We start from the raw sequence: 15,550 nt of genomic DNA on the forward strand, positions 1-15,550 counted from the left end.
CCCGGACAAAAATGTCGCGGGAGCCGTCATTTTCTTGCGCGTCGCGGTTGCAGCGATCAGATCACGCGCCGCAGGGCCGTCAGGAAGGATGACATTTCCCCACCCAGATGCCCGGATTCGCGGGCCAGATGTTCGGCGGAGCCCAACAACTGGCTGGAGGAGGCACCCGTTTCCGATGCGGCCCGCGTGACGATGGTGATGCGTTCCGACACGTTCCGCGTGCCCACGGCTGCTTCCTCCACGTTGCGGGCGATTTCCGACGTGGCGGCGCCTTGCTGTTCGACGGCGGCGGCGATGTTGACCGTGGTGCCATTCACATCGGCAATCACCTGGGTGATCTCGTTGATGCTGTCCACGGCCGATTGCGTGGCGGCCTGGATATCGGCGACCTGGGTCTGGATATCCTCCGTGGCGCGTGCGGTCTGGCCGGCCAGGTTCTTCACCTCCGACGCCACCACGGCAAAGCCCTTGCCGGCCTCTCCGGCCCTTGCCGCCTCGATCGTGGCATTCAGGGCCAGTAGATTGGTCTGCGCCGCGATCTCCTGGATCAGGCCGACCACCTCACCGATGCGGACGGCAGCGACCGACAGGGTGGCCACCCTGTCATTGGCGGCGCGCGCACGGCCCACGGCAGCGTTGGTGATGTCGCGTGAACGATCCACCTGTTGGGTGATGGACCGGATGGCGGCGCTCAACTGCTCGGCGGCGGCGGCCACGGTCTGCACGTTGGTGCTGGCCTGCTCGGCGGCGGCGGCCACGGCCATGCATTCATGGTTCGTGCCCTCGGCGGCCTGGGCCAGGGTGGAGGCGGCATCCTCCACGTCGCGGGCGGCATTGCCCAGACCGTCCGCCACCGATTTCACGGTCTTCTCGAACTCGTCTGCGATCCGCTGGAAATTGCTGACCTTGTCGGACATGGCGTTGTTGGCGGCATTGATGGCCCGGCTGCCCAGCAGGAAAGTGCCGACCATGCCCTTCTCGATGACACGGCGGTGATAGTTCTGGTTGGTGATGGCCTGGAGGGAGGCGGTCGCCTCGCGCACGAAGGCATCGGCCCGGTCGGTCACATCATTGATCATGTGCAGCAGCGTGCCCAGGGGCCCGCCTTCGCTGATACCGGTGATCCGGGCCTCGTAATCGCCACGGGCAAGCCTTTCCAGCACGGCCGCAGCGCCCGTCAGCACCCGGTCCACACGCGCCAGATAGTAGAAGCTGGCCAAGGCCGCCAGCAGAGTGATGACGCCGCCCGCGATGGCCACCGTGTGCAGCCCCAGCCCGTTGCCGGCCAGATCGATCACCGATCCCGCCAGCACGGCCACGCCGGTCAGCCGCGCCTTAAAGAGAGAAGATGAGTTGTTCATAGCTGACCCCCCGTTCCCGCAGCATTGCCATCAACATCGCCTCGCTGGCGGCCATCCCCTCGCGGATGCGCTGGTGCCTGGCCTCTTCGGCCAGCAATTGCTTGTAGAGCGGGGTGATGACATCGTTCACGATCCGGCGGTCCGCCGTGCGGCGGTTGGAATGATATCCCACGACATTGCCGCCCAGATCGTGGGAAGGCGTGACATGGGCAAAGACCCAGTAATGATCGCCATTCACCGCCCGGTTCAGGACATAGGCGAAAATCTCCTGGCCGGCGCCCAGCGTATCCCACAGCAGCTTGAAGACCACGCGCGGCATGTCGGGGTGTCGGATCAGGTTGTGCGGCTTGCCCAGGGCCTCTCCCTCGCTGAGCCCGGCGATGCGCAGGAAGGTGCGGTTGGCATAGGTGATGCGGCCACCCTTGTCGGTCTTGGTGACGATCAGTTCATCATCATGGAAGGTTCGTTCAATTCCGGTCAGGGGTGGCCGGCCCTTGCTGCGCGCGGTATCTGCAACCGTCATGGCGTTTCCGATCTTTCCGAACAGGGCATCGCATGCCGCGTGCTTGCCTGAATGATTGAGTGCCCGCATTGATCCATATCATGTACTTTATCGCTGCATTGCGGCCGTCATTATAAAGCGTGGCGGGTGATGGCATTCTATCAGGAGAGATAGGGATCGTTAACCGGGATGGGATTATTCTTGGTTGACGGGTGGAGGTCCGGGCGATGCGCGAAATGGTGGCGTCCTTTCTTTCCGCTTTACTGGGCCGCGAGCCGAAAGCCGCAGGCAGGCGTTTGCCTGCACCGCCGGCGGATGACGCACCGCATGCCAGCCCGTCTGGCGCACCACCCGCCGCCAGTCCGCCAGGCGCGAAGGTGCCGCCGGCCGACGCATCCAGGGCCGAGCCGGGGATGGCACCGGGGGGCAGTTCGGACCTGTCCGCCGCCCTGCGCCGCATTTTCGATCGACGCGATCCGACCCAGGCCGGCAGCATCCACCTGATGGGGCTTGAAAGCCTGCATGAGAAGCTGGGCAACCGCTGGGAGGGTATTGCCAGCCGGGTTCACCAACTGGCGGAAAAGCTCCTGACCCAGCATCTTTCCGCCCATGATGCCTGGTTCCGTCACGGGGCGGAGGCCTATGTCGTCGTCTTCGCCCATCTGGGGCCGGACCAAGCCCGCCTGGTGTGCGCCAAGGTGGTGGAAGAGTTGCAGGTCATGCTGCTTGGCGGTGCCGATACGGACAGTATCACCGTCCGCACGGCCATGCATGAAATGGGATCGGAGATGGTGCTGGTCCCCGCCAATCTCCGCCAGATGCTGGACGCGGCGCGGGCCGGGGCGGTCGCGCCGCCGCACGGCCCCGCCATGCCGCCGTCTGCCGCAGAGGGTGTCGCCCGGCATGCTCCTATGGAAAAGGCCGGTCCGCTGCAGGTACGCTACCGCCCCGTCTGGGATGTGGGACGGCAGGTCCTGTCACTCTACATGGCCCGGGGCTGCCGGACCCGTGCCGGCCGGTCGCCGCTTTGGGGTTATGATTGTCTGGAGGACCCGGCGGACCCGCAGCAAATCCTGGACCTGGACATCCGTGTCGCGCACGAGTCGCTGGCCACGGCGCTGGAGCTTTACGACAACCGCTTTCGGTTTTTCCTGTCATTGCCCATCCATTTCGAGAGTCTGGCGGCCACGACACGGCGGCAGACATTGTTGCATGTATTGCGGGATATCCCCCGCCACCTGCTGCCCTTCACCACCTATCATTTCCATGGCATGCCCGCGGGCGTGCCGGCCGGCCGGCTGTCCGAACTGGTGGCCGCCGTGAAACCCTTTGGCAGCACCGTGATGCTGGAGGTGCCGCTGACCGGCATGGACCTGGGGGGCATCGAGGCGTCGGGCATCCGGGTCGTCAACGCGGCACTGCCGCCGGGTGCGTCGGTGGAACGGTGGCGGCCCGATATCACCCGTTTCGCCCAGCAGGCCCTGCGTCACCGCCTGCTGCCGGCCGTGGAAGGGGTGGAGGGCATGGCCATGGAGGATCTGTGCGAGGAGGCCGGCATCCGATTCCTGTCCGGCGAACTGATCGGTGGCTGGGTCGATGTGCCCGAACATGTCGTCCGCCGGTCACGCACCGATTTCCAGCGTCAGCGGCCCCTGCTGGACCCGCGCCGCACGGGTAACGCACCGAAGTAAACCCAGAGTTCAGACCAGCGGTCAGGCCAGCGTGGGTCCGGTATCCTTCTGGCGTTCGTGCAGGCGTTTCAGCATGTCATCGCCGACAGTCAATGCGGCTGCGCACAGGTCCGGCAGGTCGCGCAGCAGGCGTTCGGTCCGGCCCTGGTCATGATCCGCCGCCGCGTTCATCATCTTGCGGGCCTGCTGCGACAGGGGCATGAAGCCCAGATTGCCGGCTGTGGAGACGAGGGCATGCGCTTCGCGTTCGATACAGGCCAGATCGCCCCCGGCATTCAAGATCGCGTCGCAACGGACTTTGAAGGACTCCATCGCATCCTGAAGCAGAGTGATGCCGATCTCATCCCCCGTCACGGCCAGCAGTTCCTCCAGCACATCCATGACCAGCACCGTATCGCCGGCCGGGGGATCGGTCGGGAGCGCAGGGGTCGGGTCGGGTGCATCGGCCACAGAGGGGGCGGGCAGGGCATCCGCTCGGGTGAAACGGAAACCCGCGATCTCCGCTATGGCCTTGTTCAGCGCCTGGGGGGTCAGCGGCTTGGCCAGATGGCCGGACATGCCGGCGGCCTCACAGGCCTCTCGTTCCTCCCGCAGGACATTGGCGGTCAGCGCCAGAATGGGCAGGCGTGCTCCGGCCTTGCGGATGCGCCGCGTGGCTTCCATCCCGTCCATGATGGGCATCTGCACGTCCATCAGGACCAGATCGAACAGGTCCCCGGCCGTCGCCAGCATGTCCACGGCTTCCTGTCCGTTCTCCACCACCTGCACACGGTGCCCGGCGCGTTCCAGGATGGCGCGGACCAGCATCTGGTTCGCGAAGACATCCTCCGCCAGCAGGATGGTCAGCGGGCGATAGGACGGCAAGGCCGCCTGCGGTTCCGGCTCCGGCTGGATGCGCGGGGCCCGCGCCTCGGGCAGGGGCAGGGTGACATGGAACTGGCTGCCCTGGCCCGGCCGGCTGTCCAGCGCGATACTGCCGCCCATGGCGTCCACCAGCCGCTTGGTGATGGCCAGCCCCAGGCCCGTGCCGCCGAAACGCCGCGTGATCGAGGCGTCCAACTGGCTGAAGGGCATGAACAGATGCTGCTGGCGTTCCGGCGGGATACCCATGCCGGTGTCGCTGACGGTGAAGACCAGACTGCTGCCGTGACGCACCAGGCTCAGGGTCACGCCGCCGGTACTGGTGAATTTGACGGCGTTGGACAGCAGGTTCAGCAGGATCTGCCGCAGACGGACGGCATCGCCCACGACCCAGTTCGGCAGGTCGTCGGCCAGGGCAGCGCGGATGGCCAGCCCCTTGTCTGCCGCGCGCGGCATCAGCAGGGCCACACAGCTTTCCGCCAGGGCCGCAGGGTCCAGGGCCGCGGGCTCCAGGTCCAGGCGCCCGGCCTCGATCTTGGAGAGGTCCAGCACATCGTCCACGATGGCGATCAGCGCGCGGGCGGCCTCCATCTGCAGGCCCAGCCATTTCTCCCGATCCGCCACCGGTGCCGTGCCGTCGCGCAGCAGGTCGGCGAATCCGATCACGGCGTTCAGGGGCGTGCGGATCTCGTGGCTCATGTTGGCCAGGAAAGCGCCCTTGGCCTTCTCTCCAGCCTCGGCCAGTTGCTTTGCGACGGACAGCGCCTCCATCTTGCCGGCAATGTCGGCGTAAAGCGCCTGGAGCTGTATCGCCATGCGATTGACGCCGGCGGACAATTGCGCGAACTCGTCCTGGCCGCTGACATCCAGCCGGTGCCCCAGATTGCCGCCGCCGATAGCCTCCACGCCCTGCCCGACACGCTGAAGGCCGCCGATCACGCGCTGGCTGGCGGCCAGGGCCAGGGCGACGGCCGGTGCCAGCAGCGCCAGCGGCAGGATCTGCAAAAGCAGGAGCAGCCGGCCCTGCTGATTGACCCGTGCATTGGCGTTCGCCGCCAGCCGGTCGGCATCCGATGCCATGACATTGAAGCGCAGCATCAGCGATGCCAGCGCCGTATTGGCGGCCTCGGGGTCCGTATGATCCAGGGCATAGCGCTCCAGCACCGGCCGGACCATGGCATTATCCAGCTTCAGCCGTTTCAGCAGCGTCTGGTCGATCTCGTCGGTGGAGGCATCGAGCAGGCGGGACAACTCCATGTCCAGGTTCGCATGGCCACGCTGCCACTGGAACAGGGCCCGCTCGCTGCCCGTGTCGGAATATTCCCGTGTCAGCAGGCTCAGTTCGAAGATGGTCCGCACCAGGGCGTGCGTTTCCGTCACATGCGCTGTCAGGCGTCCCATCATGCCCCAGGCCCACAGCGCCGCGCCCACGGACACCGCCACCGCGACGGCCGCAAAGATAAGCGTGGCGACGATCCGTGTCCTGATATTCATGCCGAGGCTAATCCAGGATGGTCACACGACTGGGATCAACGGATTTCAACAGGTCCAGTTGCAGGAAGTCCAGCAGTTCCGGCCCCGGATTGCCGCCGGCCCGTCGGACATGGGCTTCCAGCGAGAGCAGCAGGGCCTGGTCCAGTCGCAAGGTGAAACCGTAATTGTCCCAGTGGGCACGCACCAGCGCCGGGCTGATGCCCGTCGCGGCCGCCACGATCGGAATGGCGTGTTCGCGATCATGCAGGATGGTCTGCTCCGCGGCCAGCAACGCCTTCTCCAGGCGCCGCAGCGTGTCGGAGCGCTCCTGCACCACGTCTGCCCGTGTGGAAAGAATCCAGCTTTCGGTGTAAAGGCCCGGCAGGGCCAGGACGTCGAAGCCCTGGGGGAACATGTCGGCGGATGTAATTCGCAACGTCGTCCACACCGAAACCGCATCCACCTCATTGCGGTAAAGGGCCTGCATGATGGCGTCGCTTTCCAGCGGGACGCGCGTCACCTGTTCGCTCAACCCGTTCTGGCGCAGCAGAAGGCCCAGGAAATATTCCGAATTGGTACCGGGGACGAATCCGACGCGGCGGCCGGCAAGAGCATCGGGACGGGTGATCTCGTTGCCGGCGGGCGATGCGACCACCACGTCCCGGTCGGATGTTTCCACCGTGGCCAGAAGGCGAATCGGCTGCCCTGTGGCGATGGCGTTGGCTGCCGGCACGTCCGAGGACAGGGCCAGATCGGCCCGGCCATCCAGCATGGTCTGCAGGGCCATGCGTCCATTGGCGACGGGCAGCAGTTCCACCGCCAGGCCCTGCTGGGCGAAATGGCCGTCCGCTTCTGCCACCGAAATCAGGGCGGACATGATCTGCCGGCTTTCGGCAATGACCAGTTTGTCCCGATCCCTCAGATGGCCGATGGGAAACAGCATCCAGATGGCAGCGATCAGGACGGCGACGGCCGCCGGAAAGAAAATGAAACGCCGCGAACGCATGGACACTCCCGAACGCAAAGGCCGCCAACGCCCTCTGACCGGTGCGGGACGATGGCAATGGCGTCCATTGCAACATGGGGTGGCATCGGGGGCTAGAGCCGGAAGCCTATCCGTTTGGAAAAGGCCTGGAAAGCCGAAGGGCCGGTTCCTGCTGGAACCGGCCCTTCCGGACTTTGCAACGGATGGTGGGCGCGACAGGGATTGAACCTGTGACCCCTACGATGTCAACGTAGTGCTCTCCCGCTGAGCTACGCGCCCGATCCGTTCGTTCGCCCCGGCGTTGTCGTTCCGGGGTGGGCGGGCTTATAGCAACCAGTTCGGGGCAATGCAACACCCTGTTTTCAGAAAATCGCCGGTTTTTTTGCCGACCCTTTCGGCTGGCTGGAAGGGGGCGTCGCAATCCGATACATCTGGGGCATGAGTTGCCCGGATGACGCCTGCTCCGCCCCCCCTGTCCCCGGCCGTCCCCCCGGCACCGGCATGGGCGGTGGCGTCTTCATCATCCACCGGCCGCCGGCGGGTCCGCAGATGCCGGTCGTGCTGGCATCGCCCCACAGCGGGCGGGATTATCCCGCTGCCTTCATCGCACGGTCACGCCTGGACCCGCGCGCCTTGCGCCGGTCGGAGGATTGCTTCGTCGATGAGATTTTCGGGTCCTGCGTTGGCCTGGGCGTTCCGTTGCTCGCAGCGATGCTGCCGCGCGCCTATCTGGACCTGAACCGGGAGCCATTCGAGTTCGATCCCGTGATGTTCGACGGGCCCCTGCCCAGCTATGTCAACAGCCGCAGCCCGCGGGTGGCAGCAGGACTGGGGACCATTCCCCGTGTCGTCGCCAGTGGGGAGGAGATTTACGGCCAGCGTCTGCGCTTCGCGGAGGCCGTGGAACGGGTCGACCGCTGCTACTACCCCTACCATGCAGCCCTGCGGCGACTGGTTGACGAAACCAGGAACCGGTTCGGCTATTGCATCCTGATCGATTGCCATTCCATGCCGTCCATCGGCCTGCCGCCGGAAGCCGCGGAGAGCGGCAGCCTGGATATGGTCCTGGGCGACTGCTACGGCAGCGCCTGCCATGCCGGCGTTGTCGGGGCGGTGGAGGAGGTGCTGACGGGGCTGGGTTATGTGGTGGGCCGCAATGCCCCCTATGCCGGCGGCTACACGACACGCCATTACGGCCGCCCCGCCGACGGTGTGCATGCCCTGCAGGTGGAGTTGAACCGGTCGCTATATATGGACGAGCATGCCCTGGCCCGCCGGCCCTATCTGGAGGTGCTGGCCGAGCATATGTGCCGGCTGGTCGCCCGGCTGGGTCGCCTGCCCGGCGACGGGCTGAAGCCGCGCGGTCGCCGGGCGGCCGCCGTGAAGGGGGGGTGAAGGAAAATGCTGTTGCGCCCGGCCACGGTGGCGGATGCCGATGCCATCGCCGCCATCTATGCGCCGCATGTGCTGGAGGGGACGGCCAGCTATGAGGCGGCACCGCCCGATGCGGCGGAAATGGCGCGGCGCATGCTGGCCGTGCAGACCGGCGGCTATCCCTATCTGGTGGCCGAACAGGCGGGGCGGGTGCTGGGCTATGCCTATGGCAGCGCCTTCCGCGACCGGCCCGGCTATCGCTTCACAGTGGAGAATTCCATCTATGTTGCACCCGACGCGCAGGGGATGGGGGTGGGACGGGCCTTGCTGAAGGCGTTGATCGACCATTGTACACGCGCGGGATACCGCCGCATGGTCGCCGTCATCGGGGATGGCAGCAACCAGGGCTCCCTGGGGTTGCATCGCGCCCTGGGCTTCACGCTGGCCGGATCGGTGCCGGGCCTGGGTGTCAAGCATGGCCGCTGGCTGGACTGGGTGCTGATGGTCCGTCCGCTGGGCGACCCGGCCGCCCCGCCCCCCGGCAATGCCGATCAGCCGGCCCCGCTGCCGGCCTGACGCTCGTCCAGCAATTCCCGGACGCGGGCGGCCAACCGGGCGGTATCGTCCAAAGGAGTGTACGTCCATGTCTCCAGCCGCCCCGTAAAGGGGCGTGTCACCCCGTCTGCGCGCAGCATGGCGTGGAACCGGTCGAACTTCTCCGCATTGCCGGCCAGATCGATGACATGCACCGGCTTGCCCGTGGCGGTCGCCTCCGAAACCATGGCGACGCTGTCGGACGTGACGATCAGGTGGTCCGCCAGGGCCAGCATCCCGAAATATGGATTCGGTCCCGTACCGTCCCACAGGAACACCGGCAGCCCTGTAAGGGCCCGGCGCAGGATGGCTTCGTTGCCCGCCCCCGTCCGGCGGGATGTGGTGATCATCATGCCCACCCCCTGGTCGCGCACCAGGGTGGCCAACTGGTCGGCCAGGCCGGTCATCATCGCTTCGTCCAGCGTATAGAACCGGTTGGACCCGCCGATCATCACCGCCACCAGGGGGCGGGCCAGCCCGGCTGCCAGCGGTGCGAAATCCGCGGCCGCCCTGGCCAGTTTCCTTGCCGTCACGCGGTGGATGGCGCCGCGGCTTTCCACCAGGTTGGGGGCTTTCTTCCGGTCGTGGCTTGGAAGGCTGACAAGATCGAACCGGTCGAAGGGCACGCCCGGATTCTGGATATGCACCCGCACCGTACGGGGCGAGCGGCGTCCGGCCGCCATCGACAGGGCCACGGCCTGACGGCCGGAACTGATCAGAAGGTCGGGCCAGGGCGTGTCCAGCGTGTCCGATCCGGGTGCCAGTGCCGCCGCGATGCCGGGCAGCGGCAGATAGGGGGTGGTCTGCCGCCACGGTGTGCGCAGCCGGACCCGCTTGACGACCGGTGTCAGGTCCAGCGCTTCCGCCAGCCCCAGGCAGGGGTTTTCGATTCCCGCCCGCCCGTCGGACACTACCCAGCAGGTTGGGGGTTTACTGGTCACATCCGCACCTGTGGGGCTTGATTTGGGAAATTTTATATCGTAATCCGGCTCTCCCTTGCGGGAAGGGGCTGGGCGTGTAATATCCTTGCTCAAATCATGAACTCCTGGAGTTAAAAAATCACCATGCGGCGGGTCAAACTCGACCGAATCGATCGGCGCATCCTGCGTGACCTGCAGGCGGACGGCCGGATGACCAATGTGGAACTGGCCCGGCGCGCCGGCATTTCCGCTCCCCCCTGCCTGCGCCGTGTGCGCGCGCTGGAGGAGGCCGGCTACATCCGCGGTTACCATGCCGACATCAACCCGGAATCCATGGGATTCCATGTCACGGTTTTCGCACAGGTCGGCCTGTCGTCCCAGGCGGAAAGCGATCTGAAGCGTTTCGAATCACTGGTCAATAGCTGGCCGGAGGTTCGGGAATGCAACATGCTGGCCGGGGAAACCGACTTCCTGCTGAAGGTCGTGGCGGTGGACTGGGACAGCTATCAGCGTTTCCTGACCACGAAGCTGACGGCGGCCCCCAATGTCAGCCATGTGAAATCGGCCCTGGCCATCCGCCAGTCCAAATATGCCCCCGGTGTGCCCATCGATGTCGATGTCGGGCCGGAGGTCAAGGAAGATGATGACGAGGAAGACGAAGTCTGATTCGCGCCCGGCGTGATCGGTCTTTCCCACGTCCCGCCAGGGCGCCCCCATGGGGGCGCCCTTCGTCGTCATGGACCCTGGTTCAGGCGACCAGCAGCATGCGGACCAGCCCGAAGCCGGCACCCGCCAGCACCAGCCAATGCACGGCGACCTGCAGGCGCAGCAGCGCGAACAGCGCCAGACATGCGACGATCAATGCCACCGGGTCCGGCTGGCCGCCGGGCAGCAGCACCTGTTCGCCCATCACCACGCCCAGGTTCAGGATGACGCCGACCACGGCCGCCGTGATGGCCGCCAGCGCTCCGGCCGCCGCCCGGTTGCGGATCAGCGCCTCGATATAGGGGGCACCGGCGAAGATGAAGAAGAAGCAGGGCAGGAAGGTGACATAGGTGGTAAGGCCCGCCGCGATCATCCCGGCCATCCCCGGCGACAGGCCGCCGGAATGGTTCCAGCCCGCGAAGAAGCCGACATACTGGGTGACCAGGATCAGCGGGCCCGGCGTGCTTTCGGCCAGGGCCAGCCCGTTCAGCATGTCCGCCGCCGTCAGCCAGTGATAATGTTCCACGGCGCGCTCGGCGATGTAGGGCAACACGGCATAGGCGCCGCCGAACGTGACGAAGGCGGCTGTGGTGAACAGGTCGGCGATATCGGCCCAGGGCGTGCGGCCCAGCAACAGCACCACCCCCAGGACCGGCACCAGCAGCAGCACGGCAAAAAGCAGGGCCAGCCGTACCAGCCGCCGCGAACCGCGCGACGGGGGCCGGTCGTCGGGGAGGTGCCCCTCGCCATCGTCGGGATGTCCGGGGGCATGTGCGGGGTGGGTGAACCAGTCGCGGCCCATTCGTGCGGCCAGATAACCCAGCAGCGCGGCCAGGGCGATCAGGATGGGGAAGGGCAGGTGGCCCAGATAGAGTGCCAGGAAGGCCGCCAGGGCCAGCAGCAGGGCAGCGATCCCGCGCAAGGTGCGCCGGCCCAGCCGCCAGACGGAAGCCGCGATGATGGCGATCACGACGGGCTTCACCCCGTCGAACAGGGCGCCGACCCAGGCCAGATCCCCATGTTCGGCCGCCAGCCATGACAGGGCCAGCAGCACCAGCGCGCCGGGCAGGATGAACAGCCCGCCGGCAGCCAGCCCGCCCAGGGTCCCATGCAGGCGCCAGCCGATATAGGTGGCAAGCTGCTGCGCCTCCGGTCCCGGCAGCAGCATGGCGAAGTTCAGCCCGTGCAGAAACCGCGTGCCGTCGATCCAGCGCCGCCGTTCCACCAGCTCCTGCTGCATCAGGGCGATCTGCCCCGCCGGCCCGCCGAAGCTGACGCAGCCCAGCCAGAACCAGAAACGCAGCGCTTGAGCAAAATCAGGCATTAAGCTCCCCCCCCCCCGATGTGGCGCGATGCTGCGTGTGCCACGGGCCGGATGCAAGTTTGTCATTGTTACAAGTCAATGAATGCGATGCGCTGCGTTCTGCGGCAGGAATGGGGGAGGTCCGACGGCACGAGACGGGGAGCGCGCGCCGATGTATATACCCGATGCGTTCACGATGGAGATGCAGGCCGCGCTGGACCTGATCGACCACCGGCCGCTGGCTACGCTGGTCAGTCTGGGGGATGGCGGATTGCTGTCCACACTGCTGCCCCTGCTGCGGGAGCGCGGGGCGGACGGGCTGCGGCTTACAGGCCATGTCGCGCGGGCCAACCCGCATTGGCGACGCTTCGATCCGGGCGTGCCGTCGCTGGCCCTCTTCCAGGGGGGTGACGGCTATGTCAGCCCGTCCTGGTATCTGGGCAAGGCCATCCATCACAAGGTCGTGCCAACCTGGAATTACCTGACCGTGCATGTTCACGGGCGTCTGGAGGTGGTGGAGGACCCGGATGCCGTGTTAGCCATCGTCAGCCGTCTGACCGACCGACAGGAGATGGGGCGGGAGGTGCCCTGGAAGGTCGCTGACGCCCCGGCGGATTTCATTGCCGCAAATCTGCGCGCCATTGTCGGGCTGGTCCTGCATGTGGACAAGGTGGAGGGTAAGGCCAAGCTGAGCCAGAACCGGCCGGAGGCGGACCGGGCCGGTGTGCGGGCCGGGCTTTCCGGCGTGCTGGAGATACCCTGATGCCCTGGGCCCCCTGTGTCAGGGGCGGCCGCCTTCAGGTCCGGCTCATCAGTCCCAGGCGCACGGCCATGCCCAGGAAGACGGTGCCGGAGATGCGGTTCAGCATGCGGGCGGCTGCGGGGTTGCGGGCCAGACGTCGCCCCACCCCACCGGCCCCCATCCCCACCATCGCATTGACGATGGTGCCCGACAGGTTCAGCAGCGTGCCCAGCACCAGGGCTTGCACGATGACCGATCCGCGGGCCGGATCGATGAATTGCGGCAGGAAGGCCAGGAAGAAGATGGCGATCTTGGGGTTGAGGATGTTGGTGATGGCCCCGCGCAGGAAGATGCGGCCGATATCGCGCTGGCTGGTCGCCGTGCCGGCGGCGGCCGGCGGTGGGGCGCGGAACGTGTTCCAGGCCAGCCACAGGAGATAGGCCGCACCCGCCCAGCGCACAATCTCGAACAGCAGCGGCGAGGCCATCAGCAGGCCCGCCAGACCGAAGGCCGCGGCGGCGGTATGCGCCATCGCCCCTGTCGCCACGCCCAACGCGGCGGCCAGCCCGGCCCTGGGGCCTCGCTGGGCGCCGCTGCCCAGACAGAACAGCATGTCCGGCCCCGGCGTCAGATTCAGCGCCAGGGCCGCCGTCAGGAACAGCAGCAGCGTTTCAACGGGAAAGACCGGCATGGACGCGCACTCCATCCTGGATGAACCTGTCCCGATGGTGCCGTTCCGGGCAACCTTATGCCACTGTGATTTCCGAAGCCCTGTAGCCTTGGATGTAAAGCAGTGCCGTCAAGTCACCATGATCGATGCGGGCGCGGGCCTGTGCCGCCACGCTGGGCTTTGCGTGATAGGCCACGCCGATGCCCGCCGCCATCAGCATGGGCAGGTCGTTGGCACCATCGCCGACGGTGATGCTGGCGGCTACCGGCACCCGGCGCGCGGCGGTGATGCGGATCAGGGCTTGATGCTTGGCATCCTTGTCCAGGATGGGTTCGACCACCGTCCCGGCCAGCTTGCCATCCGCAAGGATCAGGTCGTTGGCCTGATCCTCATCGAAGCCCAGCGTTTCACGCACGTGGGCCGTGAAGGTCTTGAACCCGCCCGACACCAGTGCGCAATAGACGCCATGCCGGCGCAGCGTCGCGATCAGGGTGGCGGCCCCCGGCATATAGGTGACGCGGCCGATCATCTGCGTCAGCACGCCGGCATCCAGCCCGGCCAGCAGGGCCACCCGCTCGCGCAGGGCGCCCTTGAAGCCGATCTCCCCATTCATGGCGCGGGCCGTGATGGTGGCGATACGTTCGCGTGCCCCGATCAGGTCGCCCAGCTCATCCAGCATTTCCTGCTGGATGATGGTCGATTCCATGTCGGCGACCAGTACGGACTTGCGCCGTCCCTCAACGGCCTGGGCCACGATATCCACGGGGCGGCCCGCCAGGGCGCGGGCAACGGCGGCCTGCGCCTGATCCTCGTTCAGCCCGTCGAACCCGATATCGCAGGCCAGGGACGGTGCCAGCCAGTCCGCCGGCGCCGTTTCGGCCCCCAGTTCGGTCAGCGCCGCCCGTGCCGCCTTGGCGGTGGCGTCGTCCAGCGCCGGTGCGGCGGGATTGGCGATCAGGGTCAGGACTTGGCGCAGCATCGGGTTTCCCGTCCGTCAGGGGTGGTCGATTGCCGCCCTTATCGCGTCCCTGCCGTCTGCTGGCAACCGATCATGCGTGAGGGGATGCCATCCGGAATGATCAGGTCGCGGCGACCGGCATCGCCGGTGCCGGTGCCGGCATCGGGCGTGCCGCGGGCCGGTCGGCGGGACCCGCATGTTCCCATACCATGGCGATGGCGCGCAGGATCAGCAGCCCCGACAGGCCCATCATCCATTCCATGCGGTTCGTCGTGGGCGTCTGTTCGATCAGGATGGTCCACAGAACCGACAGCAGCACACCGCCTGCGAACACGGGCAGGCTGTGCCGGCCCATGATGGAGAACTGCCGTCCGGCCAGCCCCCCCAGGAAGCCGGCATCCGGCCGGATCAGGGACGACACGATATAAGCCAGGGACAGGAAGTGCAGCAGGCGCCCGATCTCCAGCGTCGCCTTGCCATGCGGGATCAGCGCATCGGGGTCGAAGACGCGGAACTCGCGCCCGATGCCAAACGACTGCCAGGGTGTCGTGGCCAGCAGCGCGTAAAGCACCATGATGACGGCGCCCGTCATCAGCAGCGGATGATGCGGCAGCGGCTTGCCACTGGATACGCGATTGCCCAGCAGGAAGCCGATGACGAACAGGAACTGCCAGCACAGCGGGTTGAAGAACCAGGACCAGCCTCCCGGATGGGCGGGCGGTGCGATCCCGGTCATGCCCCCCCAGGCCCAGACCAGCGCGGACAGGACGAAGGTCGGCAGCGGGTTGCGGGCCATCACCGGCCCCAGCAGCGCCAGCATGCTGATGAAGACAATGTACATGGGCAGGATGTCGCCCAGATTGGGCAGATAGACCAGCAGGGCGACGCGCAGCCATCCGTCTGCCGGATGGTTGCCCAGATAGCCCAGGGCCATCATCTCCTTGATCGCGGGATTGGCATAAATCCAGGCGCCCGCCGTCACCAGCACCAGCATGGCGCCCACCAGCAGAAGATGGGCCCGGTAGAGGTGCAGGGCACGGCGCAGGGCGCTTCCCTTGGCCCGGGCGGTGTCCCGTTCGCCGCGGAACCCGGCGCCCCAGGCCAGCGCCGCACTGAATCCCGCCAGGAAGACGAAGGCATCCGCCGCATCGGAGAAACCGTAATGCCGCCAGGTCAGGGCCGTGGCCGGTCCCGGGATATGGTTGAGGAAGATCGCGCAAAGGGCGAGGCCCCGGAAGAAATCGATCCGCAGATCACGCATGACGCGAACTCCCTGTCCCGTGGCCGGCCCCATCGACGGGCATGGACGGTCACCTTGTACCGCCAATCTCCTTATGGAACACCCCAATCATGGCGGCAGGGTGGAAATTTCCTGGCCCCGCCGTGATAAGCCCATGACAAGCAGCCCCTG

14 protein-coding genes and 1 tRNA gene are annotated in these 15,550 nt (G+C 66.6%); 5 read left to right on the plus strand and 10 right to left on the minus strand.

Features of this window, described 5'->3' with window-relative positions; genetic code table 11:
* Positions 1 to 56: 56 nt before the first annotated feature.
* A complete protein-coding gene (locus tag ABC728_RS20780) occupies positions 57 to 1,361 on the minus strand; it encodes a methyl-accepting chemotaxis protein (RefSeq protein ID WP_416617516.1) in 1,305 nt (434 codons plus the stop codon).
* Entirely contained in the window at positions 1,336 to 1,884 is a 549-nt protein-coding gene (locus ABC728_RS20785) for a PAS domain-containing protein (RefSeq protein ID WP_416617515.1), read from the minus strand. The genes ABC728_RS20780 and ABC728_RS20785 overlap by 26 nt, the downstream gene beginning before the upstream one ends.
* Positions 1,885 to 2,240: 356 nt before the next feature.
* Between ABC728_RS20785 and ABC728_RS20790 the strand changes: the two genes are divergently transcribed.
* Positions 2,241 to 3,554: a hypothetical protein gene (locus ABC728_RS20790; RefSeq protein ID WP_416617514.1), complete on the plus strand. Its 1,314-nt coding sequence runs from the start codon at positions 2,241 to 2,243 to the stop codon at positions 3,552 to 3,554.
* Positions 3,555 to 3,575: 21 nt separating this feature from the next.
* Here ABC728_RS20790 and ABC728_RS20795 read toward each other — a convergent pair whose 3' ends face one another.
* From ABC728_RS20795 to ABC728_RS20805, 3 genes are all read right to left on the minus strand, one after another.
* A complete protein-coding gene (locus ABC728_RS20795) occupies positions 3,576 to 5,909 on the minus strand; it encodes an ATP-binding protein (RefSeq protein WP_416617513.1) in 2,334 nt (777 codons plus the stop codon).
* Positions 5,910 to 5,916: 7 nt separating this feature from the next.
* On the minus strand, positions 5,917 to 6,894 hold the full coding sequence (locus ABC728_RS20800; RefSeq protein ID WP_416617512.1) for an ABC transporter substrate-binding protein: 978 nt from the start codon (positions 6,892 to 6,894) through the stop codon (positions 5,917 to 5,919).
* 183 nt (positions 6,895 to 7,077) lie between these two features.
* Positions 7,078 to 7,152, minus strand: a tRNA-Val gene (locus tag ABC728_RS20805).
* Between the two features lie 222 nt (positions 7,153 to 7,374).
* Here ABC728_RS20805 and ABC728_RS20810 point away from each other — a divergent pair.
* The gene (locus ABC728_RS20810; protein ID WP_416617636.1) at positions 7,375 to 8,268 is read left to right on the plus strand and encodes an N-formylglutamate amidohydrolase; all 894 of its coding nucleotides are present in this window, start codon (positions 7,375 to 7,377) and stop codon (positions 8,266 to 8,268) included.
* Positions 8,269 to 8,274: 6 nt separating this feature from the next.
* On the plus strand, positions 8,275 to 8,823 hold the full coding sequence (locus ABC728_RS20815; protein ID WP_416617511.1) for a GNAT family N-acetyltransferase: 549 nt from the start codon (positions 8,275 to 8,277) through the stop codon (positions 8,821 to 8,823).
* On the opposite strand, the gene ABC728_RS20820 is transcribed toward ABC728_RS20815, so the two are convergent.
* Positions 8,799 to 9,782 carry a mitochondrial fission ELM1 family protein gene (locus ABC728_RS20820; protein WP_416617510.1) on the minus strand — a complete coding sequence of 328 codons (984 nt, stop codon included), beginning with the start codon at positions 9,780 to 9,782 and terminating at the stop codon, positions 8,799 to 8,801. The two genes, ABC728_RS20815 and ABC728_RS20820, sit on opposite strands and share 25 nt — an antisense overlap.
* Before the next feature lie 123 nt (positions 9,783 to 9,905).
* Here ABC728_RS20820 and ABC728_RS20825 point away from each other — a divergent pair, with 123 nt between their 5' ends.
* Positions 9,906 to 10,427 (plus strand): Lrp/AsnC family transcriptional regulator, encoded by a 522-nt coding sequence (locus ABC728_RS20825; protein ID WP_416617509.1) that lies wholly within the window; start codon positions 9,906 to 9,908, stop codon positions 10,425 to 10,427.
* 82 nt (positions 10,428 to 10,509) lie between these two features.
* Here the strand turns inward: ABC728_RS20825 and chrA are convergent, their stop codons facing one another.
* The gene (gene chrA, locus ABC728_RS20830; protein ID WP_416617508.1) at positions 10,510 to 11,790 is read right to left on the minus strand and encodes a chromate efflux transporter; all 1,281 of its coding nucleotides are present in this window, start codon (positions 11,788 to 11,790) and stop codon (positions 10,510 to 10,512) included.
* Positions 11,791 to 11,941: 151 nt separating this feature from the next.
* Here chrA and ABC728_RS20835 point away from each other — a divergent pair, with 151 nt between their 5' ends.
* The gene (locus ABC728_RS20835; RefSeq protein WP_416617507.1) at positions 11,942 to 12,532 is read left to right on the plus strand and encodes an FMN-binding negative transcriptional regulator; all 591 of its coding nucleotides are present in this window, start codon (positions 11,942 to 11,944) and stop codon (positions 12,530 to 12,532) included.
* A gap of 34 nt (positions 12,533 to 12,566) precedes the next feature.
* Here the strand turns inward: ABC728_RS20835 and ABC728_RS20840 are convergent, their stop codons facing one another.
* The 3 genes from ABC728_RS20840 to ABC728_RS20850 all read right to left on the minus strand — a co-directional run bounded on the left by ABC728_RS20840 (position 12,567) and on the right by ABC728_RS20850 (position 15,400).
* The gene (locus ABC728_RS20840; RefSeq protein ID WP_416617506.1) at positions 12,567 to 13,202 is read right to left on the minus strand and encodes a LysE family translocator; all 636 of its coding nucleotides are present in this window, start codon (positions 13,200 to 13,202) and stop codon (positions 12,567 to 12,569) included.
* A gap of 55 nt (positions 13,203 to 13,257) precedes the next feature.
* On the minus strand, positions 13,258 to 14,157 hold the full coding sequence (gene serB / locus ABC728_RS20845; protein WP_416617635.1) for a phosphoserine phosphatase SerB: 900 nt from the start codon (positions 14,155 to 14,157) through the stop codon (positions 13,258 to 13,260).
* A gap of 103 nt (positions 14,158 to 14,260) precedes the next feature.
* Positions 14,261 to 15,400, minus strand: a complete 1,140-nt coding sequence (locus tag ABC728_RS20850) for an OpgC family protein (protein WP_416617505.1) — start codon at positions 15,398 to 15,400, stop codon at positions 14,261 to 14,263.
* Between the last annotated feature and the right edge of the window lie 150 nt (positions 15,401 to 15,550).

The organism is Niveispirillum fermenti (genome assembly GCF_052474395.1).